Here is a 24,104-nt window from a genome sequence, read left to right as displayed (position 1 = left end):
CGGCGCGGGGGCTTTTGCGTGGGTATGGAGCTGATTCAGGGGCGCAACCTAAGCCGACGGCGACGACGACGGCGACGGCGACGGTGCAGTGTATCTCAGCCACCGCAACACTGCTTTAACACGACGGTTGCTATCCTCCGGCTGGAAGCCGAGCTTTAAAAACACATTCGCCACATGCTTACTCACTGCACCAGCGGTCAGCACCAGGCGCTTTTCCATTTCCTTATTACTAAGCCCCTGCGCCATCAGGTCGAGCACTTCGCGCTCGCGCGGGGTCAGCGCGGCGATGCCGTCCTGCTTTGCAGTAAGCAGCGTTGCGACCACTTCAGGGTCAACCACGGTACCACCACCACGCACTTCTTCCAGTGCTGCGACGAAGTGGTCGACATCCGAGACGCGTTCCTTAAGCAGGTACCCAAAGCCACCATGCTGCAGCAGGCGATCCAGATAACTGGCCGCTACGTATTGACTGAGCACCACAACCGGCTGGTCAGGGGTGTCCTGGCGAAGTGTGGAGACCGCGAGCAGTCCGTCGTCACGCATGTTCGGCGGCATCCGGACATCGGTGACGATGACATCGAACGCTTGCCCTTCGGCGGTGGCGAGCAGCTGATCCGCATCGCCGACGGCGACGACCTCGTGCCCCAGCGCTCGCAGCAGACCGGTCAGCCCCTCGCGCAGGAGTACGGAGTCCTCTGCCAGCAGTACTTTCATCGTGTCCTTCCTTGGCGAATCGGCAGTTCCAGCCGCAATTCGGCACCACTATCTGCGTTGGCGAGCGATACGGTTCCGCCGAGCGCTGCCGCCCGTTCACGCAAGCCCGCAATGCCGGTTCCATTGCCATGCTTTACGACGTCTGCAGCGTCCGCCCCCGATGGTTCCATCAGACCTTCACCGTTGTCGCGCACGGTGACCGTAAGCGTACCGAGATGGGACACGAGCGCCTTCTTCGGAGCCTGAACCGCGAGAGTGATGTCAGCCCGATGGGCATGGCCATGTTTAGTGGCATTGGTCAGTCCTTCCGCTGCACAGTGGTACGCGAGCAACGCTGTGGTCTCATCGAGCGGACCGAAGTCGGAAACACCATTTTCACGGACAGACACCTGCATTCCGGAGTGCGCTGCCAGCTCCCTCACGGCAGCGACCAGTCCATTTTCAAACAGTACCGGCGGGGCAATGCCAAGCACCACGGAGCGCAGCTGTGCAAGCGCCTGCGTTGCATTGTTATCGGCGGCGGTGAGCGCCTCGGTCACTTCTTCCTCAGTCTTACCCATGCGAGCAGCGGCGATGTTGAGCTTCAGGGCGGTCAGATGTTGCTGAGGGCCGTCGTGAAGCTCACGTTCGATGCGGCGGCGCTCACCGGAGAAGGAGTCAATGAGCACGTCGCGGGATTGGGTAACTTCTTCGCTGGATGGTGCGAGGATGACGCGGGAGAGCCAAATGGACAGCAGGCCGGCACCGAAGTTGATGGCGATGGTCAGCGCCAAAAAGAGGATGGCGAAAACCCAGGCAACAGCAATTTTCTGTGTTGGATCCGTCAGAGTCCAGCTGAAAAACTGCACTTCATCAACCAGGAAAGGTGCAGCGAAGAGCACTCCGACAGTAAAACCACCGCCGACCCACGCTGTGAAGGTGACAAAGCCAATGGCCAACTGGACGAGCAAGTTGACGAAGTTGCGGATGTCGAACCAACGATTGGTCACGCGGTTGGCAATCGGGGTGCCGGACCACGATGCCACCCAGCGAGAGAGCCAGTCGGCACCTCGGCCGATGAGCGGAATCCACGGCAGAAGCACAACAGAGGCAATCAAACCCGGAATGAACAGCAGGCCGAGAATAAAACTCCAGGCCAGCGCGATTAAATTCTTTTTCTTTGTCATAGGTTCAAAGCTAAGTTGGCCCGGGTTCAAATACAGTGGAGCTAACTCCCCTAAAATCAGTCGAGCTGAATACGTCCCGGCTTCTTTTCTCCGATACCACGGTCGGCCAATTCGTCATCGATGAACGTTGGCCGACCGATAATCAGTCCAAGCACTGCAAGCACGACGGTGGTGCCAAGCAGCACAATCAGAATGGGGGTCCATGTTTCCGCGGTTCCGGCGGCCACGCCCACCAGGAATGGCCCGACTGCGGAGAAAATGTAGCCGATTGGCTGCACGAAGCCGGACAACCGCGCGGTCAGCTCATGGCTGCGCGTGCGGCCCGGAATCAGCGCGATAGCCATGGGGAAACAAAAACCACCCACACCCAGCAGGAACGCAGCGCCGATAGCGTATCCCGCACCAGTTGCTGCCGCTCCTCGCTGGTCGATAAGAATCATCAGCAGATAGCCGAGGAAGAAAAGGCAGCCGAGAACAAAGGCAACGTAGGACATGGTGCGGAGCCGTGCAATCAGCGGCGGCATCAGCAGTCCGCCGATGATGCCCAACCCTTGAACAATCATGGACGCTGCAGTGGCTATGTTTACGCTGATACCTGCGTCGATAAGCATTTTCGGCATCCAGCCCATGAGCACGTAGGCGTTCATCGACTGCACGCCGAAGAAAACTGCCGGTGCAATGGCTGTCGGTGACTTCCAGATTGGTGTGCTTGCCGAGGCACTGACCGGCGCCTTCGGGTAGTCGAATCCGATGCGTGCACGCAGCGGCAACCACACGACGAGCTGCACCAGGGCGGTGATTGCCCATGCGGCAAGCGCCCAGCGCCACATTTCGATACCACCTGCAGATGTCTCGGGAGAATCGCTAATCAAAAATGCCGTCGCCGGCCCCAGTCCACCGCCGAGGGCGAGCATGCTGGAGTACAGCATCATCAGCACGACCGTATGGCGACCGCCGTGCACCTTAATCCACGCAGGTAGCAGCACATTTCCCAGCGCAATGCCAGCAACCGACAACGCAGTAAACAACAGGAATAGCCAGATGCTGCTCACCCACGGGCGCACCGCAAGACCGACGAATAGCAACGCTGCAGACAGTGTGAGTGCGCCGCTTAAACCCATGCGCTTGCCGACGGACACCGCGGACAACCCAATCGCGAAAAACGCGAGCCCCGGAATGGCCGTAATCAGACCACCAAAGGCGGAGGATGCGCCGAGGTCGGAGAGGAGCTGATCGAGCACCGGACCGATCGACGCGATACTCGGTCGCAAGTTCAGCGCCGCAACGATTACGGCTATGACAAGGACGGGGACGCCGAGTGCAATGGCGTTCTTCGAGGACCCAGGAACTTTTGATTGAGGTTGCCCTGGATTTTGTTCTGCTGCCATAACAGTGGACGTTACCGCTTTCTGTTAATGACTCTCTATCTGATTCAAGCCGCTCGTTCGGAGTAGCTTTAAAGATTGACGTACTCGATGTCGCTGTTGTCCTATCCTGGACTACAGCGACATCTCTTTTTCTGTATCTATTGACAGTCTTTCGGCTATCTCTGACGTAAGGATTGAACTGAAAATGGTTGAACCGATTTCTGATTCCATGCTCATTGCCTATGACGGCTCCGACGAAGCCAAGCGGGCGCTGGCCTACGCCGGAAAACTGCTGCGCGTTAAGAAGGCCTACATTCTGACTGCCTGGGAGCCCCTACAGCGTGCTGCTGCTCGCACTGCTGGCGCCTCCGGCATGATGCAGCCCGACTGGGATGCCACTACTGAAGACGGCGATCCGGCACACGACGAGGCTGTTCGTATTTGCCGTGAGGGTGTGCAGATTGCCGCTGAGGCCGGCTTCGTCGCCGAGCCTTACTTGGTAGAGACCGAAACTACTATCTGGTCGGCCATCGTCGATGCAGCTCACGACCTCGATGCGGGCGTGATTATCTCCGGCACTCGCGGTGTGACTGGTTTGCGTGGTCTGTTTACCGCCTCGACCTCTGACGCGTTGCTGAAGAATGCTGGCCGCCCGGTCCTTGTCGTTCCGGGGGAAAAGGAATAATTTCTAGAAAATTTTTAAAAACTTACTTAGCTGATAGAAAATGGGTTAATCTCTCAACTAAGAAAACTCAATGACCGCTGAAACCACCCAAAATTCAAGGCAGGGAGAGATTCCCAGCTGTTCCACTGGTTTACAGATGTCACAGAGTGTAGTTTTATAAACAGTATTGACTTAATGCACACGAGGAGTCCTCAACATGGCATACGAAACTGATTCCGAGCAGCGTCGTAGCGTTGGCCCTGCCCTGGCCTCGGCGCTCATTGGTGCCCTTCTCGGTGGTGCCGCTATCTTCGGCATCGGCCAGGCTCTGACCGAAGACCGAATTCCGGAAGCACAGGCTGTTTCCACCGATGACGCTCTGCTTGGCGGTGTCGAGTACGGTCAGCGTTAAGCCCTTAACGCTAACCCTCCTTTAACGCTATGCCCACCTTTGTTCGAGCGCGTAAGCGCGTGCTTGTACCTTGGTGGGTTTTGCTGTGCCTGCTGGCATTCATCCAGTCCCCCGGCAAGACTGTCGCTGACACAAAGCACGACCTGACAGAAGACCCCATCGGGTTTTTGTCCGCCTCGCTCAACATGTGGTCAGACACCATGCCACTGGGACAGCTCCAAAACCAGGCATATGGCTATCTCTTTCCACAGGGCGCATTCTTCGCGCTGTTCAGCTTGCTGCCCGATGTCCTAGCGCCCGGCTGGATCATCCAGGCGCTGTGGTGGAGTCTTACTCTCTGCTTGGCTTTTACTGGCGCATATCGCGTGGCCGAAGCTATAGGCGTCGGCACGCATACCTCTCGCGTACTGGCGGCGTTGTTGTACTCGTTGTCGCCGCGGGTGATTACGACGTTGGGCGCGATTTCGTCCGAGACCTGGCCCGTAGCGCTGGCACCGTGGATTCTGCTTCCGCTCCTGCGGGTCGCGGCCCGGCGCGAGGAACTGCCCTGGCGCGCGACTGCCCGCGCCGTATTGCTGTCCGGTCTAGCGGTACTGTGCACTGGCGCGGTCAATGCGGTCAGTACAGCGGCGGCTTGCATCCCCGCAGGTCTAATGCTGCTCTTCTTCGCTTTTACGGGGCCTCGCCGCGGGCGTGCGTGGGCGATGCTCGGCGGTTGGCTGGCTGCGTGTGCAGCGGTCAGCATGTGGTGGATCGTGCCGCTACTACTGCTGGGCAAGTACTCGCCACCGTTTACGGACTACATTGAGTCCTCCGGCGTGACCACTCGTTGGTTGAGTCTCGGCGAGACGCTCCGCGGTTCCACCTCGTGGACCCCGTTTGTCTCTTTCGAGCGAGTCGGCGGAAATGCTCTGGTCGCGGAGCCCATCCTCATTTACGCCACTCTGGCTGTGGCGGCGATTGGTCTGCTTGGCTTGGTCATGCGCTCACTGCCGCTGCGTCGGATGTGGCTGATGATGCTGCTGATCGGGCTTGTCATCATGGCGGCCTGGACGGAGCCATTCGGGCTGGTGTGGGAATCGGCTCGAGAGGTGCTCGATTCCACGCTCGCAGCAGTACGCAACCTGCACAAATTCGACACAATTGTGCGCCTGCCACTTGTTATCGGCTTCGCTCATGCGACAGCCCAGCTGCCATGGCCGTGGCGAGAGCCGGCGAACGAGCACAAGAACGAGACGGCGAGCGATTCAGCAGCCACTGGCTGGCAGCAGTGGCTGCACCCTGAGAAGCACCCGCGCGCTATCGCATCGATGCTGGTTCTGGTGGTTATCGCCAGTGCCACCGCACCTGCGTGGAGCGCCCGTCTCGCTCCGGCAGGCGGTTTTTCCGAGGTTCCGGGCTACTGGCACGAAGCGGCCGACTGGCTGAATGAGCAGGGCGAGGACACCCGCACGCTGGTGATGCCGTCATCTCCGTTTGCTGATCAGACATGGGGCAATACTCGCGACGAACCGCTCCAGCCGCTTGCCGACGTGCCCTGGGCCGTCCGCGATACCGTGCCGCTAGTACCCCCAGAGGCGATTCGCGGCCTCGATGGTCTGCGCAATTCGCTGACTCGGGGCCGCGAGGTACCGGCACTGGATGCCACCCTGCGCAACAATGGCATCGGCTATGTGCTGGTCCGCCACGACTTGAGAGTTACCTCGAGGGGCGATTCGCCGCGCGCCATCACCTCCACGCTGCAGGACTCCCCGACCATGGAAAAGGTGGCGGAGTTCACGGACGAGGACGGCCATACCGCTATCCAGATTTGGGGCGCGGGCCCGAAGGAGCTGCGCAATCACGCCCTTTCGCCGCGGTTGGTGGACACTACACAGGTGCCGCTGGTCGCCGGTGGTCCTGAAGTGCTCCCGCGGCTTGATGAGGTCGATTCCGATGCCCCGGTGCGCATCCTGTCCGGTAAGAACGCCGGCACTGTCACCGACACTCCCGCACGCCGCGGCCGCAACTATGGTGAAGTCGTCGGAGCGGAGTCGGCAATCCTGGCCGAAGACGAGGACTCATATGTCCGCAACCTCGTTCCGGACTACCCCGTCGCGGGACTGCCACTGACGCAGACAGCAACGGGTCGCGCCACAATTGAGGTTTCATCGTCGGCCTCTGAGCCATACAACGTCGGTGGTGCATCGGCTGACCACTCGGTCAACGCAATGCTCGACGGCGACACCTCTACCTGGTGGGAACCCCTGGCAGGCAAGAGTCAGGCTGAGTGGGTCAAGCTGTCGTGGAAGGAACCGACCGATAACGCAGTGCTCAGCCTGACCGGTGCTCGCGTTCCGGCGCAACTGCGCATCCAGACCGATACGGCTTCCAGCTCCGTACAGTTGGTCCCGGGTGAGACGACCCACATTCCGCTGCCCGGCGGCAAGACCACATCTGTGCGCATCACAGCAAAGATTGCTCCTGTGGGGTTTGCTATCTCCGAGCTAGGACTGGTGATTCCAAAGCGGGACACTGGCTTCGACGCATTCGAATCCACCAACTCCGATTCCGATGAAGAGGCGGGACTTTCCGCCGAGGATATAGCAGAGGACCTCACGCCGGTTCGTGTCCCGGTGGTACCGAATTCCTCGTCGCTGGCTCAGCGTTGGGTCTTTGGCCAGGAGATTCACGAGGGCACGCTGGTGCGCCTGTTCACCGTTCCGAAGCCGGTAAAGGTGAAGGTCGATGCTGATACCTGCCGCAGCAGCATCGGAGACCCGTGGGCCAGCCTCCAACGAGGTGACGGTTCTGATCACCGCGAGCTGACCTGTGGTGAAGAGATTGAGCTCTCGCCGGGGCCATGGCGCATCGATGCCAAGTCCGATTGGGTATCGCTCACCTCGACTGGCTACTTCGCGCCGTCAGCCGAGCAGCAGAAAGCCACGCCAATCGACCTGAACAGTCCTATTGACCCTGCCGACCACGATCGCATCGTGTGGCTGCCAATCTCTGTCAATGCCGGCCACGAGCTTCGTGTCGGAGGTGCCGCCATGAAGCCGGTAACGGTCTCTGGTTGGCAGCAGGGTTGGACAATTCCGGCTGGAATTGGTGGTGCAGTCGAGCTGACCTATCCACCGCAGCAGACCTGGCGTACTGGAATCCTCGCAGGCGGCGCACTCGCAGCTGTGTACGCACTGGTCGCTGTGGGGCTGGCTTTCGCTTGGCGACGATTCGCTCTCACCGCCCCGATTTCCGTATCTTCGCTGGGCAATGACTTGCCGCGGGCGGCTATTGGCATTGCGGCTGCCGCGACAGTGACCCTGGTATCCAGCTGGCCTGGTGTGGTCGTTGCCCTCGTCGTGGTTGCCGCTACCCTTGGTGCGGTTTTCTGGGCACGGAAGCGTGGGGACGTCGTCAAGCCATGGCTGAACGTGCGAAACGCACTAATTGTGGCGCTTGCTGCGACGATGTCGATTGCGGGCTTGGTGCTGGCGGCGAACCCATGGCCAAAGGATGACTACGCCGGTGCCGGCTGGCCGCTTCAGTTACTGCTGACGGCGGCGCTGACAATCGTGGCGTGCTGCTCGATGCTTTCCGGTAGCGGTGCTGATGACGACACCGACAGAGATGCTAGCGACACCGACAACACCGCTGATTAAAAGCCGTTAGCGGTTGACCCAGACGCGTGCGAAGAAGCGGCGGGCAGGTTCCTCGACGAGCGCGTAGGAGGCGGCGGCCACCGGAATCGACAGTGCGACCGTGACAATGGTGACACTGAGCAGATGTCCGGTGAACAGCTTCACGCCAAGCAGCGGGAATGCAATGGAGAGCATCGCCACGTGCCAGAGGAAGATACCGTACGACCAGCGCCCTAGCGCCTGCATGATGGGGTGTTCAAGGAAGCGAGACTCCGGCGCTATCGTCCAGGGGCCGATGATGGCGGCACCGAAGACCAGACCGCACAGCAGGCGGCGGGTGAATTCCCAGTTGGTGAGCTCGACTAGCCCTTCGGGACCCAGGTAGGAAGCCAGAACCAGCGCACCAACGGCGATCGCCAGCCACAGCGAACGGCGGCGTGCCCAGCGCTGCATGGTCTCCACCTTCGCGCGGGCGGCATCGGTATCGACGCCCTGGAGCGATTCCAGCTCGGCGAGAATCATGCCAGCTGCGAACCAGGAAAAGTAGGCAATCGGCTGAATATGCGGGTTAACGCCTTCTGGGTACGGCAGTGGCAGGTAGGGCCAGCCGAAGCTCAAGATCGCAAGCAGGGAAATTGCCACTATGCGGCGCCCCTGCTGGCGATGCGGGTCCAACCGGCTAAGCCCAATGGCAAACAGCGGCAGCGAGATGTAGAACGCGACCTCCACCGACAACGACCACAGGTGCGTCAACCCACCGTGCAGCGAGCCGGAGAAATACACCTGTGTCAGCGTCAGATTTGTTAGCCAAATCTTGAGATCCGCGCCGCGCCCCACCGGCAGTGCGATGAGCACAATAAGCACTAGCACCCAGTACGCGGGCATAATGCGCGCGACGCGCTTCTTGTAGTACTTCGCCCAGCTCTTCTTCCGTCCGCCGTCGGCATCGGACAATGCTTTACGACGGGGAATTCCGCCGTAACCCGAGCGGTGAGAACGCCACAACAGGAATCCGGACAGCACGAAGAATACGGCCACGAAGAAGTCGAAGCGGCCGAGGATGCGCTCCCACAGGGCTCCCACATCATGCCCGGTCTGGAATGCGACGTGCGTGCCGATGATGCCCATCGAAGCCACAGCTCGCAGGCCCTCCAGCGAAGGCAGGAAGCCTGGGCGGAATATGGTGGCAGAGCTCGATGCAGTGCTGGATCCCGAGCTGGATGCAGTGTTCGGCGTAGAGTTCGGCACAGAGCTCGACACTGTGTCTTGCCCAGCGTTCGGCGCTGCCGCAAATGCCTTGGACGTCATAGTACTTTCTTACACGGATACCGGAATGAGTAAAATCACTTGTATTTTATTATGAAATAAGTCCTGTTCAGGCCGGTTTTTCCAAAACTCTTTTGTTTTCCCGACAAGTTATTTTTAAAAAACACACCACATAACTCCTAACTTCCTGCTAGGTTTTGCAGCAGAAAGTTACGTACAGTTAAAGGACTATCCGCTGATGAAGAGAACTCTCGGACATGCACTGATTATTATCGGTGCTGCATTGATTGTCATTGCCGTCCTTCTGCCAACCTTCCTGGTGCCTCGCCTCCGGGTCATCCCACTTGACACTGTGAGCGATACCATCACGGAGGTGCGCGACGGCACTCTGTTGGACTCCAGCCAGCTGGGCAAGAATGAGCCAACGCCAAACCGCAAGAATGACCCGCGCTGCAAGGCAGAGACGGACGAAGAGAAGCGCGATCTCCCGGTCCACTGCTTCATCAACGACAAGACTCCGATGCAGTCGAAGCGCCACGTTGAGATTGAGGAGCCGGCTGACGACAAGATTGCAACTCTCCAGGTCGGTACCACTCTGCTGCGCGATGACCGCGAAGAGCCGAAGAACCTCATCAATGCGACCCTCGACCGCATCACTGTTGACCGCAGCACTGCGTACCCGGTAGATGACCCGATCTCCAGCGTTGCTATTAACGCACCGCAGGGTGGTTCGGACACCAAGCCGCCGACGTTCACCCGTCCGGGCATCCAGTACCAGTTCCCGTTTGGTGCTGAGAAGAAGTCCTACCCGTACTACGACGTCCAGGCGATGCGTAACTTCGAGATTGACTTTGTCGGTGAGGAAACTCAGGATGGCGTCAAGGTCTACAAGTACTCCATGACCATTCCGCCGCAGAACCTCTACGAGTCCCTGACCGAGCACTTCACTCGCGACGGCCGCAAGCTCACCGAGGCTGACAAGTCCTCGCTGGCTTCCATGCGCCTGAGCTTCCCGGCTCACAAGTGGGGCCTGGAGGGTGACGACGACGTCGAGCTGGATCGTTACTACACCAACGTCCGTACTGTCCGCGTCGAGCCGACTTCTGGCGTGATCGTCAACGGTACTGAAGAGATGTTCATGTTCTACGCCAAGGACGACAAGGAAGCTGAAGAAATTGCTTCCAAGGCTGGCCGTGAAAAGGAAGCCAAGGAGCAGAACCGTACCGCGATGAAGTACACCGCTCAGTGGGACGAAGGCTCCAAGGGCCGCCAGATGGACCGCGCTAAGGAAGCACGTAAGTCGCTGACTATCGGCGGCACTGTCGCACCGTGGATCCTCGGTATCCTCGGCCTGGTTCTCATCGTGATTGGCTTCCGTGTTCGCAGCAAGTCCGCCTAAGACGCCAAACTACGGTGCCACAGGCTCTCGCTTACCCTAAGTTTCACTGAGGAAAGCGAAAAATAATTTAATATAGGGCACGTGACACAACGTTTCCGCACTACTCTGACCCAGTCGGCTCGCTCTCATTCGGAGCGAGTCGCCTGGGTTTTTGTGTTGTCGTGGATTCTCCTGCTGACCGCTGCCGTGTGCTGGCCTCTCTTTGTGCCTCACAAGGCCCCGGCTGATGGTCGCTTTGGGGCACCGATGTTTCTGCTGCGCGACATGGTCATCCCCAATCACCCACCGCTTACCGACGCGGCCCTGGGACTCGGCCCCGCTGCGGCACGAGCTGTTCCGCAGGACACCGCACTGTGGGCACTGGGCTACTTTGTGGATGCCAGCCATTGGGTGCGCTTCGGCATGGTGGGCGCCTGTTTGATTGGTGGTCTTGCAGCTGCTGAGCTCGCCCGCAGGTTCACTCGCCACGGCTCGGGCACCAGTAGCGCATCCGGTGCGGGCCTTGTACCCATGACTCCGAGCTTGGCCAGCCAGCTGATTGCACCGACGATGCTGCTCTGGAACCCGTTCGTGGTCGAGCGTTTACTCCAGGGACAGTGGTCACTGGTCATCGCCGTATTGCTACTTCCGGCAGTTGTTCTGGCAACGCAGATGGGTAGTGCCTTGTGGCGCACCAGTGCCATTGCTGCTGCGGGTCTCACACCGACCGGTGCCCTTTTAGCTGGTATCACCGGCATTGTTACCGCTCGCAATAACCGCGACCGCGCTTGGATTGTGGCCACAACAGTAGCGGTCAGTTCACCGTGGCTAGTGGCATCTTTGCTGAACCCGAGTGCAGCTGGGTCCTCCGATGCGGCTGGCGCTGCCGCATTTGCGGCCAGAGCAGAGGCACACGTCGGCACGCTCGGCAGCCTGTTGGGATTGGGTGGCATCTGGAATAAGCAGGCTGTGCCACTGACGCGCGAGGTTGGTTTTTCGGCGATTATGGTGCTGGCACTCCTGGTGCTTATGGGTCTGGGATTCCGTCGTGCCTGGCATTCGCAAGAGCGCTGGCGGGGGCTGATTATCACTGGCGCCACAGCCATCATGCTCGTCGCTCTCGCCGCAACAACGCCGGGCATTTTGATGATGGGTTGGGCGCTGGAGCACATCCCGGGCGCGGGCCTGCTTCGTGATACGCAAAAGTGGATCGCGCTCGCCGTCCCCGCCTATGTCATCCTCGCCGCAAGCGGTGCGGAATACCTGGCACGCCGCGCTCGCGGGGCCACCGCCAATATCGGCCAGTGGTTGGCTACTGGCGTCAGCGCGCTCATCATCATCGCCGCTGTCCCCACGCTGCCCGCCGATGTCGCTCCACTTCGCCCCATTCCGTCATGGGAGGGCTGGTCGGCGGTTTCCGGCGTGGTCGCGCTTGACGACGATCGCGTTGCGGTTCTACCTGCCGGTTCTTACCGCATTATTAATGGGCGTCCTGTCCTCGACCCGGCTACGAAGATTTTGCCCGCTCCGGTGGTGAGCTCTGGCGAACTGATTGTCTCTGGGCAGTCGGTGTCTGGCGAGGGAGCCACAACCGTTGAGCGCACGCTGCTCGGTGGTGCGAAGAGACACGAGGAGCTTGAGTCTGCGCTCCAGAGTCTTCGAGACCAAGGCGTTGGCTGGGTCCTAGTGGAGAATTCGCCCGGCAACTTCGGCGACTCCGCTGACATTGTGGCAGCGCTAGATCCCGTCTATGAAACACCTGACCTGCAGCTATACCATGTTCCCGGCGTTATCGATCCGACCACAGAACCAAGCCAGGGAGCCTATGCAGCTGCGTGGATAGCCTTTGGAATCTGGACTCTTTGCCTGCTCGCTGGGCTACTGGCGGGACTATTGGCTGGAGTAAAGGAAGCGCTACTGCCCCGCCGCAGGTAGCAGATTGTCCAGAGTTGGGTTTTCCAAGACATTCAGAACTGCCTCGCCGGTTTTGTCCCAGCCAAATTCTGCGGCACGGGCGACGCAGGCCTTGGACATGGCGCGATGCAGTTCGCCGTTATCGAGAATCTGTCGTGTCTTGGTAATTAGGTCAGCTTCATCGCTGGCCAGTAGGCCAGTTTCACCGTCGTTGACCGAGTCGCGCAATCCCGCCGAGGAACGGTAACCGACCGTCGGCACGCCGTGCTGCGCCGATTCGATGACGGCGAGCCCCCAGCCCTCCTTGCGGGAAGGCATCAGATGCAGACACGCCTTGGAGAGGATGCGGTGTTTATCCGCCTCTGTGACCTGCCCGTGGAAGACCACGTGATCCGAAATCCCCTTGTCACGGGCATATTCCACGAGATTGTCGTGCCACCACCCCGAGCCAATAACATCGAGAATCGCACCTGGACGATCCTGCACAAGATCTGCGAGCACATCGATGGCGTGCTCAATTTGCTTATGCGGGACCAGACGCGACAGCGTCACCAGATGGGGTGCTGGGCCGTCACACTCCGACAGGTCAGCCATAATCTCGGCCGGCTGAACCTCCTCCGGAATCGGGTCCACACCATTGCGAATCACCGCAATACGCCCGGGCGACACTCCGAGTTCTACCAGTTCAGCGGCACTTGGTTCGGAAACGGTGATGTAGCGGCTGCGGCGGTGAATCATCGGCGATAGACGCGACTCGATGAACCACCCCAGCTGGCTAATAATCGGCCCTGCCACTGGCCACTGCTCGCGGTGGCAGTGATGTGTCAGCAGCACCGTCGGTGCGCCGGAGAAAATCCGCGCGAAAAAGGGGACACCGTTTTGGGTATCGACCACGACATCCGGCTTGCCGCCGAGCGCCTTGGCAAGTGGCCCCACGCCAAATCTAGCCCCCAGCATCGCGGTCCAGGAGCGCACGTAGACGGAGAAGTTTCCACCAGCGCGGGAGAAAGTCACGCCGTCACGACGTGAAAGGGCCGGTGCGCCTGGGTAGCTGGCCGTGCGGAACACCACAGTGTGGCCTTGGTCGGCAAGGTAACCTGCGACGCGCTCCAAATAGCGCTCACTACCTCCACCTTCGGGATGACCAGTGTCGCGCCAACACAACAATAAGATTTTCATAACAATATGAGCCTAACGCTCGGCACGGCTTTCGTTGCCGCTTTAGCTCAAATCCATACTCCCAGACCCAACCAGTCCATTAGATTGTTTGACGTGACCAGCTTTCGCTTTCCCGCTTTTATCGTCCCGCCCGCTCTGAAAGAGCTGCGCAGCTTTGCTACGCTGTCGCGCTCATTTGGGCTGCTCAACGACTTCAAATACGAGCAAACCGATCCCGATATCTTCTACGGGCACCTTGCCGAAGACACCATCGGCCTCCTAGAAGGCATCGCGGCTGGCGCGGATGGTTCAGTGGGCGCGGTGGATGCGACGGGCACCGTCGGTACGGCGGAGTCGCCGGGCGCAGGGGGCACGTCGTCAAGCGTTACGACGAATACCGCACTGCGTGGCAAGCGCATCCTTGACGTCGGCGGCGGCCCTGGGTACTTTGGCCGAGCATTTGCCCAGCGTGGCGTGGAATATTACACCTGTGAACCAGATGTGGGCGAGATGGCGGCGGCGGGTATCAAGCTGGAGTCGTCGGTACGCGGATCGGGGCTGGAACTGCCGTTTCGCGATGATGCTTTTGACCTGACATACTCATCGAACGTTGCCGAGCACGTGCCCGATCCATGGACGATGGGTGAGGAAATGCTGCGTGTAACCAAGCCGGGCGGACTGGTCGTTTACTCGTACACCATTTGGTACGGCCCGTTCGGCGGCCACGAGATGGGGATGACGCACTACCTGGGTGGCGACCGCGCGCGGCGCATGTATGAGAAGAAGCACGGCAAGCGGCCGAAGAACTACTTTGGCGAGTCCCTGTTCAAGGTCGGTTGCGGTGAAGGTTTGAAGTGGGCGCGCGCTGCGGCGGAGGCTGGCGACTGCGAGCTGCTGGCCGCTTTCCCGCGCTACCACCCGTGGTGGGCCTGGTGGATGGTGCACGTGCCAGGGCTGCGCGAGTTCGCGGTGTCGAACCTGGTGCTGGTGCTGCGGAAGCGGTAGGGGCCAGTTTCTCTCGGAGCGTGCTCCCCTGCCTTCGTGCTGTCTGCCACTAGACTGGGAGCTCAAGCATTTTTACTGATTGAGCGGGGATTTTCACTATGCGTGACGCAGACCGGGCACAGCTGCACAGGACTATTTGGAACATCGCCAACGACTTGCGTGGCAGCGTGGATGGTTGGGATTTTAAGTCTTATGTGCTCGGCATGATGTTCTACCGCTTCATCTCGGAGAAGCTCTCCGAATACATCGATGACGGCGAACGTGCCGCTGGCAATGAGGACGCAGATTACGCTTCCCTTTCTGACGAAGATGCGGAATGGGGCCGGGCCAGCATCGTCGAGGAAAAGGGCTACTTCATCTTGCCCTCTGAGCTTTTTACAAACGTCTGTGAACAAGCTGCGGACGAGCATTACCGCGAGAACCTCAACGAGCGACTGCAAAAGGTGTTCAAAAATATCGAGGCATCCGCACAGGGGACCGCTAGCGAAGGCGACCTGAAAGGGCTTTTCGACGACATAAACCTGGACAGCAGCAAGCTCGGCAATTCGGTTATTGACCGCAACAAGAAGATTCACGAGCTAATGAAGCAGATTCGCGACATGCCGCTAACTGTGAAGGCCGACGATAATTCCATCGACTTATTCGGTGATGCCTACGAGTACTTGATGGGCATGTACGCCTCTCAGGCAGGCAAGTCCGGTGGCGAGTACTACACGCCGCAGGAAGTCTCTGAGCTGCTGACTCGAATCACTGTGGTGGGCAAGAAGAGTGTGAACAGGGTGTACGACCCAGCTGTCGGCTCAGGTTCGCTGCTGCTGAAATTCAAGAAAGTGCTTGGCGAAGGCGGTGTCCGCGAGGGCTACTACGGCCAGGAAATCAACCTGACCACCTATAACCTTGCGCGCATCAACATGTTCTTGCACGATGTGAACTTCGACAATTTCGACATTGCTCTGGGCAATACCCTCACTGAACCTGCGCACTGGGATAACCAGCCGTTTGAGGCGATTGTGTCCAATCCGCCCTACTCCATCAAGTGGGAGGGCGATAACAATCCTCTGTTAATTAACGATCCGCGCTACGCACCGGCGGGCGTCCTGGCGCCGAAGTCGAAGGCAGACTTGGCGTTCACGATGCATATTCTCTCGTGGCTTGCGACGAATGGCACTGCCGCAATTGTTGAGTTCCCCGGTGTGCTTTACCGCGGCGGCGCGGAGAAGAAGATTCGCAAGTACCTGGTGGATAACAACTATGTGGATACAGTTATTCAGTTGCCGCCGGATCTTTTCTTCGGCACCACCATCGCGACCTGCATCATCGTGTTGAAGAAGTCGAAGAAGGACAATTCGGTTCTCTTCATCGATGCCTCCGCAGAGTTTGAGCGCAGTGGTAACAAGAACCGACTGAATGAGAAGAATCAGAAGAAGATTCTGGATGCCTTCACTGCCCGCGAGGATGTGGAGTATTTCACCAAGCTGGTGCCCGCTGAGGAGATTGCAGAAAACGACTACAACATCGCAGTTTCCTCCTACGTCGAACCCGAGGACACCCGCGAGGTCATTGACATCGTGGAGCTGAATAAGCAGATTGTTGGCATCGTGGAGCGCCAGCGCCAGCTGCGCGAGGCAATCGATGAGATTGTGGCAGACCTTGAGGGAACCCGCACCGATGCCTGACATGAACGGCGACATGAACATGGCGTCTGCGGGCGAGCTGGTGATGCTCCGCACAGACGACGGCGCTACTCGCATTGAGGTACGGCTTGTCGACGAAACCGTCTGGCTCACTCAGACCCAAATGGTGGAGCTGTTTCAGTCGTCGAAGGCGAACGTCTCCGAGCATATTAGAAATGTGTTTGCGGAAGGTGAGCTCGAAGAGGATTCAGTTGTTCGGAAATTCCGAACAACTGCGGCCGACGGAAAGAATTACCAGGTCAAACACTACAACCTCGACGTTATTATCTCCGTGGGCTACCGAGTGAGGTCCTTGCGGGGTACTCAGTTCCGGCAGTGGGCGCTAGGCGTTTTGCGCGAATACCTGGTTAAGGGCTTCGCCATGGATGATGAGCGACTGAAAGAGGGCGGAGGCGGAACGTATTGGCGTGAATTGCTGGAGCGTATTCGTGATATTCGCTCTAGTGAGAAGGTCATTCATCGCCAGGTTTTAGATTTGTACGCCACCAGCGTGGATTACGATCCGCGGGCTGCTGTGAGTAAGCAGTTCTTTGCGACGGTCCAGAATAAACTTCATTTTGGTGCTCACGGCCACACGGCAGCCGAGGTGGTTTACGAGCGTTCGGATGCCACAAAGCCAAACATGGGGTTGACCAATTGGAAGGGCGAGCGCATCACCAAGGCTGAGGTGGAGATTGCCAAAAACTACCTTGCCGAGGATGAGCTAAAACGCCTGAATACCTTGGTTTCTGCCTACTTCGATGCGGCAGAGTTCCGTGCCCAGATGCACCAGCCGACGTATATGGCGGACTGGATGGATCACCTCACCGCAATGATTGCGGCCATGGGTGGCAAGTCCTTGGAGGGAGCAGGAACGGTTTCCCACCGCCAAGCGGTACAGAAGGCCCATGAGGAATACGAGAAGTACAAAACTGTGATGGATGCCCAGCCCAGTGATGTGGAGCGGGACTACCTCAAGGAAATCACTGCAGTTCAGAAGCAAATTCAGCAAACACCGAAGGAGCAGAAGTGAACCAGATTGAAAAGCTCATCGAGGAACTCTGCCCGAATGGCGTGGAGTACAAACCGCTGGGCGAGCTAGGAACATTCAGTCGTGGTGGCGGACTCCAGAAGAAAGACTTCACCGAAAGCGGTGTCGGCTGTATCCACTACGGCCAGATTTATACCCACTACGGAATCTGGGCTACGGAGACTAAGTCATTTGTTTCCTCGTTAACATTCTCTAAAGCAAAGAAAGCTCAACCAGGCGACATTATCATCGCAGATACCAGTGAAAATGATGAAGATTTATGCAAAGCAGTTGCTTGGCTAGGTGAAGATTCAGTCGCAGTTAGTAACCACACATTGATCTTTACAACTGAACTAAATCCTAAGTTTGTTTCATACTTTCTACGCTCACTACCTTTCCAGAAACAAAAACGAAAGTTTGTTTTCGGCACAAAGGTCCGCTCCATCTCGGGCACGAATATGGGGAGAATCCTCTTACCATGCCCTCCTTTGGAAATCCAACAAGAAATCGTAAAAATTCTCGATACCTTCCAATCGCTGGAAGCGGAGCTGGAAGCGGAGCTGGAAGCGGAGCTGGAAGCCAGGAAAAAGCAGTATGAATTTTATCGTGATCAACTGCTGACGTTTACCGAGAGAGAGAGAGAGTCCGGTGGGTGACCTTGAACGAAACCGGATCTTTCTATGGAGGACTAACTGGAAAGAGAAAAGAAGACTTCGCCAATGGGTCACACAACTTCATCTCTTATAAGCAGATTTATTCAAATATTTCGATATCGTCCGAGGGCAATAGTCGAGTAGCAATTCACCCAAACGAACATCAAAACGAAGTTCATTTTGGAGATATACTATTCACAGGGTCGTCGGAATCGAGGGAAGAAGCTGGTTTTACCGCAGTTGTCACTCAAGAGTTTCAAAAGCCGACCTACTTAAATAGTTTTAGCATCGGCTTTCGCCCCTCAGACGAATATGCACGACAATTAAACCCCGAATTCACAAAGTTTTTGTTCCGATGCCAATCGGTAAGGAATCAAATAATGAAGGCAGCAAACGGGGTAACTCGATTCAATGTTTCTAAACAGCGGCTTGGAATGATTAAAGTTCCCATCCCTCCCCTCGAAGAGCAGCAGCGCATCGTGAATATTCTCGACAAGTTCGATGCACTCGTGAACGACCTCACCTCCGGTCTGCCTGCCGAAATTGAAGCTCGCCGGAAGCAGTACGAGTACTACCGGGATCAACTACTGACTTTTAAGGAATTGGCAGCATGAACCAGGACGGCGTCGGCGAGTCCCAGCGGGACGTCGGACTTCCCTCGCTCCATCAGGTCAGCGATATTTCCGCATTCATCGCCCACCTCCGGATTGTCAGATTAAGCAGTGCCTAATCTGACAATGATTTCGGTTTCTACAAGGACCTTGACGGATTAGTGAGCCGATACCTGCGCGATCGGCCGTTGCCAATGGCAGTGACAATACCGGCTTCTACCATGACGTCGATACAGGCCTTCACTGTGCCGCGGGAGCTTCCAGACAGAACCATGAGGTCACTTGTAGCGATATCCCCAACCTCACACAGCCACAACATCGCTGCTTTCTGGAGTTCATCCTGATCGGTGGTGAGGTACCGCGCAGGCAAGAATGGCGTCGGTTCAGCTTTGCGCAAGATTGCTCGGCATGTTTCGCCAAGCACCCATACTCCAGCATGGGGGACAATCAGCGGTTCACCCAGTACCGTCGTTTGTCGGGCTGCATCCAAGGCATTGTGAGCCGATTCAGGCCCGGCTTGCAGCCCACGCGCTACTTCCGCAACCGTGACAAATGGGCGCTGAAAAAGTAGATACAACACGATTGCAATGCGGTAATCTTCCTGCCGTGCTTGCGGGATTATCCTTGACATCAGCTCAAGAACGGGCAGCACGGGACTGCCACCCACCAAAGTCGTTTCCACAAACGGGCCCGCTACTTCTTCAATGGTGGGCGGCCGATGCCCCAGGGCAATCATCGATTGGTACATGCGATCCACCCCAACACCCTGCTTGTCTACGAGCCCAATTGCGCGATACACATCAGCCAGAGCGGGGTAACGAGCAGAACGGTTACTTAAAACATTGTTTTCGGTGATTGCTCCTGGAAAACCACCGGGGCTTCGCACAATCAAGGTGCTGTCGAGCTCAATCCATCGCACATCAATGGCTTCGCTTCGATTCCAATCGCGGTGAATCATGGCATTTAGCATCGCCTCACGCACTGCACCGCGTGGAATCTCTGGTACCGGCTTATGTACGAACCCCTCCACCACAGTGTTGTTTTTATTCACCACATTCAGAGCCTGCTCTATGTACGCAAGCTGCTCAAGACACGACTTCTCAGGTTCCGGCACCACTCTGTTAAGCACCTGACCACCGTGAACATCAAAAATGCTGAGCTCAATAACCGTGCGCCCTGCCGAAGTAAATAGCTGCTTTCCTGCCATTGATAGGAATCCATTGGCATCAAGAGCACCAATGCCGTGCAGCACTTCTTGGTCGGTAAGCTCGGCAAACACTGGGTCCCATTTCCTGGCCAACGCCAGGGCACCGGGACGGACATCGGAAAGTGTTGCGGCACTAACCTGCGCCATTGAATCAAAACCGTCCTGCGCACGCCGATACTCCCACCATTCCGACCGGTCCACCGGCTTGCACGAATCACCAACACGCCAACGCAGCCTGTTCCCAGTATCTTCAACGGGTTCAGAGGCTGCCGCAACATAGATGACAAGCACCCGCTGGCCCTGCACACGCTTTTCGACAACATCAGGCGCAATATCAATCCGGCTATAGATAGCCTGCCGCAACCAATCTATGTCCAGTTCGGTACCGATAATCCGCCCTGTTTTATCCTCGATTCCAACAATCAAGGCACCGCCACCAGGAGTATTGGCCATGCAGGCCACTTCGTCGGCAAGTTTGTCGGCAGCTGTCGGATTCTCCGACTTACCAGGTTCAATCTGGGAACCTCTACGTCGGCCAGCTTCCTCTTTGAAATCAATCGACTGGGTCTCTTTGGTTTTACGCACACAATCGTCGATTGCCGACTCCAAAATAGCGTCAACTTGAGCAATCAGCTGCTCCCGGCGAACTTCCATTCCCGGCAAAGTCGGAGCCACAGCGAACCACCACCTGGGGATTGTTAGATTAGAGCCCCCTTATTCTAACAGTGGTTGTGGTTTTTGCGGGAACCTTGGTGGATTAGCTGCACCACCCCGTGCTACCCCGGACTCTCTAAGATAGAGACTCATAAAAGTAACGCTTCAAATTAACACTATGGAAAAGGTGCTGGCAGCATGAACCAGGACGGCGTCGGCAAGCGACGAGCAACCAAGTACGACCCGATCGCTGTCGGTGAGCAAAGCACCGTCGTAGCGGAGTACAAGGCCGAGGAGCGCATCTCGGAGGACTACCAAACCGAGGCGCAACTGGAGCAGGAACTCATCGACATCCTCCAGTCGCAGGCCTACGACTACCTGCCCATCCACAGCGAAGCAGACCTCGTTGCCAACCTGCGCCGTCAACTCGAAACTCTCAACCACGTCACATTTAGCGACGCGGAATGGGAACGGTTCTATCGCACCTGCGTCACCAGCGCCAACGACGGAATCAAAGAGAAGACCCGTCGCATCCACGAAGACCACATTCAGGTTCTTACGCGTGACGACGGCACGAGCAAAAACATCCGACTGCTGGATAAAGCAAATGTCCATAACAACCGGCTGCAGGTCATTAACCAGTACGAGGTTGGAAAGGGCGAAGGCGGTGCGAAACACTCCAATCGTTACGACGTCACCATCCTGGTCAATGGCCTTCCCATGGTGCACATCGAACTCAAGCGCCGTGGCGTAGATTTGCGTGAAGCCTTTAACCAGATTAGGCGCTACCAGCGCGACTCTTTCTGGTCCGGTGACGGTTTGTTCGATTATGTGCAGCTGTTTGTCATCAGTAACGGCACGCTGACCAAGTACTACTCCAACACCACCCGTGAACTACACATCAAAGAAACGGGAGGAAAAGGCCGCCCGGCGCGCGGTGCTAAGAGCTTTGAATTCACATCGTGGTGGGCTGACGCAAACAACAAACCCATCCGGGATCTTGTTGGCTTCACTAAGACATTTCTGTCCAAGCACTCGCTTCTCAATATTCTGACTAAGTTCTGCGTCTTCACTGCTGCGGAAGAACTACTGGTGATGCGCCCATACCAGATCGTCGCCGCTGAGAAGATTCTGCAACGAGTTGAGATTTCCAATAACTATCGTGAACGCCTTGGCACCACGGAGGCTGGCGGCTACATCTGGCACACAACCGGTTCGGGGAAAACCCTCACCTCATTCAAAGCCGCACAGCTGGCTAGCAAACTTTCGCATGTAGATAAGGTTCTCTTCGTCGTCGACCGTAAAGACCTCGACTACCAAACCATGCGTGAGTACGACCGCTTCCAAAAGGGCGCTGCGAACTCCAACACCTCGACCGCCGTGCTGAAGAAGCAGCTGGAAGACGACGACGCATCCATCATCATCACCACAATTCAGAAGCTGTCGAACTTCATCGCAGGCAACAAACACCACGATGTCTACGGCAAGCACGTGGTCATCATCTTCGACGAATGCCACCGCTCCCAATTCGGTGACATGCACACTGCCATCACGAAGGCGTTCAAGAAATACAACCTCTTCGGTTTCACCGGAACGCCCATCTTCGCCGACAACTCCACCAGCGGAACCAAAGCCAACCTCAAAACCACCGAGCAGGCTTTCGGCAAACGACTCCACTCCTACACCATCGTTGACGCCATCAACGATAAGAATGTCCTGCCCTTCCGGATTGACTACGTCAACACCATCTCGGTTGGAAGCGTTAAGGACAAGGAAGTCGCAGGCATCGACACCGAAGGCGCACTCCTGGCGGAGCCACGCCTGAAAAACGTCGTCGACTACACGCTCGAACACTTCGCTCAGAAAACAAAGCGGGAAACCTTCTACGAACACCGCGTTGTCGAGAACGTATCCGCCTCAGCAAAGGCCCGGCACCGCGGTCGGATTAAGGAAATAAAGAAAGAACAACGAGTTCGTGGCTTCAACGCTATCTTCGCCACCGCTTCTGTTGAGGCTGCCTACACTTACTACAACCTCTTCAAAAAAGCGCAAGTATCACTGCCAGAAGCAGAGCGCCTGAAGATTGCCATGATTTACTCATTCGCACCAAATGAGGCCGAAAAGGATGAGTCACCGACGATTCCGTCGTCAAGCGAAAAGAAAAGCGATGCGGCAGCTACTGCCGTGGCCGACGAGGCAGGCCTGCTCCGTGAAGAAGGCATGGAGCCCGAGCAGCTACCCAAGGTTGCGCGCGATTACCTGGAAGCGGCGATTGCCGACTACAACGGGTATTTCAAGACCAACTACGACACCTCCGCCGAGAAATTCCAGAACTACTACAAAGACCTCTCCCTGCGAATGAAGAACAGGGAAGTCGATATGACCATCGTGGTCAACATGTTCCTCACCGGATTCGACGCCACTACCTTGAACACGCTGTTCGTGGACAAGAACCTGAAATACCACGGGTTGATTCAGGCATTCTCGCGTACCAACCGAATCCTCAATTCCGTCAAGACGTACGGCAACATTGTCTGCTTCCGAGACCTCGAAGACGCCACAAATCAGGCGCTGCGGCTCTTCGGCGATACCAAGGCGCAAAGCGTGGTACTGCTTAAGCCCTACGCTGAGTACTTTGCCGAATATGCCAAGCTAGTGAAGCGACTGCTCCAGGAATACCCGCTGGATAAGGTCATTGTTGGCGAGAAGGCGAAGAAGGAGTTCATCAAGCTCTTCGGCGCGATTCTGCGTGTCCAAAACATCCTGACTTCCTTCGACCAATTCGCTGATGACGCGCTGTTGACGCCGCGCCAGGAGCAGGATTACCGCAGTATCTACCTCGACCTTTTTGCGGAATTCCGTACTGAAAGCGACGGGGACCGGGAGTCCATCAATGACGATGTCGTCTTCGAGATGGAGCTAATCAAGCAGGTCGAGATCAATGTCGACTACATTCTCATGCTCGTCGAGCAATACCGTGAAACCCACGGCAGCGACGAGAGAGAAGAAATTCGTGCCCAGATTTCTCGTGCTGCAAACTCCAGCCCATCGCTGCGGAACAAGCGCGACCTGATTGAAGAGTTCGTCAGCACCGTGAGCCTGACACAGCCCGTTGATGAGCAGTGGGAGGAGTTCATCAGGACCAAACGCACGGAAGAACTCAATGCGATCATCACGGAAGAAAGACTGCGGATGCCCACTGCGCAATCTTTCATTGAAGAGGCGCTGACCACCGGCATTGTCAGCACGCTTGGCACCGGAATTGTTCGAGTTCTTCCACCAATGTCGCGGTTTACCCCAGGTAATGAGCGTGAAAAGGTCAAGACGCGGGTGCTGCAGCGCATCCAGGCCTTTGTCGAACGCTATCAGAACTTGGGGTTCGCCGAGGATGATGGAGAGGCGGCATGATGGTTGCGGGCGGACGTTTGCGGGGGCTGGAGGGGCTGACGGAGTGGCAGCTGGGCGGGCGTAACGGTTAGGCCTTCACATAGCAGACCGTTACCGCCTCACTTCCGCGACTCCACGCCCCAAACTACTTATGTAATTACCCCCGGTTTCTCCCATAACCGCAGGTAGACAGGTGCGACGAGCTAACTTTCTCCCCAGTACCCC

At 57.3% G+C, this 24,104-nt stretch carries 17 protein-coding genes; 11 read left to right on the top strand and 6 right to left on the bottom strand.

Annotated features, from left to right (window positions below; all coding sequences use genetic code 11):
• Window positions 1-48: 48 nt before the first annotated feature.
• Genes HMPREF2820_RS01300 through HMPREF2820_RS01290 form a run of 3 tightly spaced genes read right to left on the bottom strand, consistent with a single transcriptional unit; the run spans window position 49 to window position 3,268 of the window.
• Complete coding sequence (locus HMPREF2820_RS01300) at window positions 49-714, bottom strand: response regulator transcription factor (protein WP_070602385.1); 666 nt, start codon at window positions 712-714, stop codon at window positions 49-51.
• Window positions 711-1,880: a sensor histidine kinase gene (locus HMPREF2820_RS01295; protein ID WP_070602383.1), complete on the bottom strand. Its 1,170-nt coding sequence runs from the start codon at window positions 1,878-1,880 to the stop codon at window positions 711-713. The genes HMPREF2820_RS01300 and HMPREF2820_RS01295 overlap by 4 nt, the downstream gene beginning before the upstream one ends.
• A gap of 56 nt (window positions 1,881-1,936) precedes the next feature.
• Window positions 1,937-3,268: an MFS transporter gene (locus HMPREF2820_RS01290; RefSeq protein ID WP_083308393.1), complete on the bottom strand. Its 1,332-nt coding sequence runs from the start codon at window positions 3,266-3,268 to the stop codon at window positions 1,937-1,939.
• A 184-nt stretch (window positions 3,269-3,452) separates the two neighbouring features.
• On the opposite strand from HMPREF2820_RS01290, the gene HMPREF2820_RS01285 reads away from it, so the two are divergent.
• The 3 genes from HMPREF2820_RS01285 to HMPREF2820_RS01275 all read left to right on the top strand — a co-directional run bounded on the left by HMPREF2820_RS01285 (window position 3,453) and on the right by HMPREF2820_RS01275 (window position 7,964).
• Window positions 3,453-3,932, top strand: a complete 480-nt coding sequence (locus tag HMPREF2820_RS01285) for a universal stress protein (protein WP_005510532.1) — start codon at window positions 3,453-3,455, stop codon at window positions 3,930-3,932.
• Between the two features lie 196 nt (window positions 3,933-4,128).
• Window positions 4,129-4,323 (top strand): DUF2613 domain-containing protein, encoded by a 195-nt coding sequence (locus HMPREF2820_RS01280; RefSeq protein ID WP_005510537.1) that lies wholly within the window; start codon window positions 4,129-4,131, stop codon window positions 4,321-4,323.
• 29 nt (window positions 4,324-4,352) lie between these two features.
• Window positions 4,353-7,964, top strand: coding sequence for an alpha-(1->3)-arabinofuranosyltransferase domain-containing protein (locus tag HMPREF2820_RS01275; RefSeq protein ID WP_070602382.1), 3,612 nt, complete (start codon window positions 4,353-4,355; stop codon window positions 7,962-7,964).
• 6 nt (window positions 7,965-7,970) lie between these two features.
• Here the strand turns inward: HMPREF2820_RS01275 and HMPREF2820_RS01270 are convergent, their stop codons facing one another.
• Entirely contained in the window at window positions 7,971-9,251 is a 1,281-nt protein-coding gene (locus HMPREF2820_RS01270) for an acyltransferase family protein (RefSeq protein ID WP_048734384.1), read from the bottom strand.
• A 196-nt stretch (window positions 9,252-9,447) separates the two neighbouring features.
• On the opposite strand from HMPREF2820_RS01270, the gene HMPREF2820_RS01265 reads away from it, so the two are divergent.
• On the top strand, window positions 9,448-10,608 hold the full coding sequence (locus HMPREF2820_RS01265) for a cell envelope lipid trafficking protein PgfA (protein ID WP_048734381.1): 1,161 nt from the start codon (window positions 9,448-9,450) through the stop codon (window positions 10,606-10,608).
• A gap of 81 nt (window positions 10,609-10,689) precedes the next feature.
• Entirely contained in the window at window positions 10,690-12,522 is a 1,833-nt protein-coding gene (locus tag HMPREF2820_RS01260; protein WP_070602379.1) for an MmpA family trehalose lipid delivery protein, read from the top strand.
• On the opposite strand, the gene HMPREF2820_RS01255 is transcribed toward HMPREF2820_RS01260, so the two are convergent.
• Window positions 12,502-13,680: a glycosyltransferase family 4 protein gene (locus HMPREF2820_RS01255; RefSeq protein ID WP_070602376.1), complete on the bottom strand. Its 1,179-nt coding sequence runs from the start codon at window positions 13,678-13,680 to the stop codon at window positions 12,502-12,504. The two genes, HMPREF2820_RS01260 and HMPREF2820_RS01255, sit on opposite strands and share 21 nt — an antisense overlap.
• A gap of 93 nt (window positions 13,681-13,773) precedes the next feature.
• On the opposite strand from HMPREF2820_RS01255, the gene HMPREF2820_RS01250 reads away from it, so the two are divergent.
• The 5 genes from HMPREF2820_RS01250 to HMPREF2820_RS01230 all read left to right on the top strand — a co-directional run bounded on the left by HMPREF2820_RS01250 (window position 13,774) and on the right by HMPREF2820_RS01230 (window position 18,634).
• The gene (locus tag HMPREF2820_RS01250) at window positions 13,774-14,664 is read left to right on the top strand and encodes a class I SAM-dependent methyltransferase (RefSeq protein ID WP_246821362.1); all 891 of its coding nucleotides are present in this window, start codon (window positions 13,774-13,776) and stop codon (window positions 14,662-14,664) included.
• A 98-nt stretch (window positions 14,665-14,762) separates the two neighbouring features.
• Window positions 14,763-16,340 (top strand): type I restriction-modification system subunit M, encoded by a 1,578-nt coding sequence (locus HMPREF2820_RS01245; protein WP_070602374.1) that lies wholly within the window; start codon window positions 14,763-14,765, stop codon window positions 16,338-16,340.
• Window positions 16,333-17,370 (top strand): virulence RhuM family protein, encoded by a 1,038-nt coding sequence (locus tag HMPREF2820_RS01240; RefSeq protein ID WP_083308392.1) that lies wholly within the window; start codon window positions 16,333-16,335, stop codon window positions 17,368-17,370. Before HMPREF2820_RS01245 ends, HMPREF2820_RS01240 begins: the two co-directional genes overlap by 8 nt.
• Window positions 17,367-18,023 (top strand): restriction endonuclease subunit S, encoded by a 657-nt coding sequence (locus HMPREF2820_RS01235; protein ID WP_070602372.1) that lies wholly within the window; start codon window positions 17,367-17,369, stop codon window positions 18,021-18,023. The genes HMPREF2820_RS01240 and HMPREF2820_RS01235 overlap by 4 nt, the downstream gene beginning before the upstream one ends.
• Entirely contained in the window at window positions 18,020-18,634 is a 615-nt protein-coding gene (locus HMPREF2820_RS01230; RefSeq protein WP_070602369.1) for a restriction endonuclease subunit S, read from the top strand. Before HMPREF2820_RS01235 ends, HMPREF2820_RS01230 begins: the two co-directional genes overlap by 4 nt.
• 136 nt (window positions 18,635-18,770) lie before the next feature.
• Here HMPREF2820_RS01230 and HMPREF2820_RS01225 read toward each other — a convergent pair whose 3' ends face one another.
• Window positions 18,771-20,492 (bottom strand): DUF5635 domain-containing protein, encoded by a 1,722-nt coding sequence (locus HMPREF2820_RS01225; protein WP_042388976.1) that lies wholly within the window; start codon window positions 20,490-20,492, stop codon window positions 18,771-18,773.
• Window positions 20,493-20,690: 198 nt separating this feature from the next.
• Here HMPREF2820_RS01225 and HMPREF2820_RS01220 point away from each other — a divergent pair, with 198 nt between their 5' ends.
• Window positions 20,691-23,900, top strand: coding sequence for a type I restriction endonuclease subunit R (locus HMPREF2820_RS01220; protein ID WP_070602368.1), 3,210 nt, complete (start codon window positions 20,691-20,693; stop codon window positions 23,898-23,900).
• Window positions 23,901-24,104: the final 204 nt, after the last annotated feature.

The organism is Corynebacterium sp. HMSC064E08 (assembly GCF_001811805.1).
Taxonomy (GTDB): domain Bacteria; phylum Actinomycetota; class Actinomycetes; order Mycobacteriales; family Mycobacteriaceae; genus Corynebacterium; species Corynebacterium jeikeium_D.
The sequence above is the reverse complement of the archived record's forward strand: the minus strand, read 5'-3'. Positions and strand labels throughout refer to the sequence as shown.

Bases quoted from the DNA above. Each gene is read 5' to 3' on its own strand.
- HMPREF2820_RS01280 (WP_005510537.1), top strand. From the start codon at position 4,129: ATGGCATACGAAACTGATTCCGAGCAGCGTCGTAGCGTTGGCCCTGCC.
- HMPREF2820_RS01290 (WP_083308393.1), bottom strand. From the start codon at position 3,268: ATGGCAGCAGAACAAAATCCAGGGCAACCTCAATCAAAAGTTCCTGGG.
- HMPREF2820_RS01245 (WP_070602374.1), top strand. From the start codon at position 14,763: ATGCGTGACGCAGACCGGGCACAGCTGCACAGGACTATTTGGAACATC.
- HMPREF2820_RS01265 (WP_048734381.1), top strand. From the start codon at position 9,448: ATGAAGAGAACTCTCGGACATGCACTGATTATTATCGGTGCTGCATTG.
- HMPREF2820_RS01255 (WP_070602376.1), bottom strand. From the start codon at position 13,680: ATGAAAATCTTATTGTTGTGTTGGCGCGACACTGGTCATCCCGAAGGT.
- HMPREF2820_RS01240 (WP_083308392.1), top strand. From the start codon at position 16,333: ATGCCTGACATGAACGGCGACATGAACATGGCGTCTGCGGGCGAGCTG.
- HMPREF2820_RS01285 (WP_005510532.1), top strand. From the start codon at position 3,453: ATGGTTGAACCGATTTCTGATTCCATGCTCATTGCCTATGACGGCTCC.
- HMPREF2820_RS01275 (WP_070602382.1), top strand. From the start codon at position 4,353: ATGCCCACCTTTGTTCGAGCGCGTAAGCGCGTGCTTGTACCTTGGTGG.
- HMPREF2820_RS01270 (WP_048734384.1), bottom strand. From the start codon at position 9,251: ATGACGTCCAAGGCATTTGCGGCAGCGCCGAACGCTGGGCAAGACACA.
- HMPREF2820_RS01220 (WP_070602368.1), top strand. From the start codon at position 20,691: ATGAACCAGGACGGCGTCGGCAAGCGACGAGCAACCAAGTACGACCCG.
- HMPREF2820_RS01225 (WP_042388976.1), bottom strand. From the start codon at position 20,492: ATGGAAGTTCGCCGGGAGCAGCTGATTGCTCAAGTTGACGCTATTTTG.
- HMPREF2820_RS01300 (WP_070602385.1), bottom strand. From the start codon at position 714: ATGAAAGTACTGCTGGCAGAGGACTCCGTACTCCTGCGCGAGGGGCTG.
- HMPREF2820_RS01295 (WP_070602383.1), bottom strand. From the start codon at position 1,880: ATGACAAAGAAAAAGAATTTAATCGCGCTGGCCTGGAGTTTTATTCTC.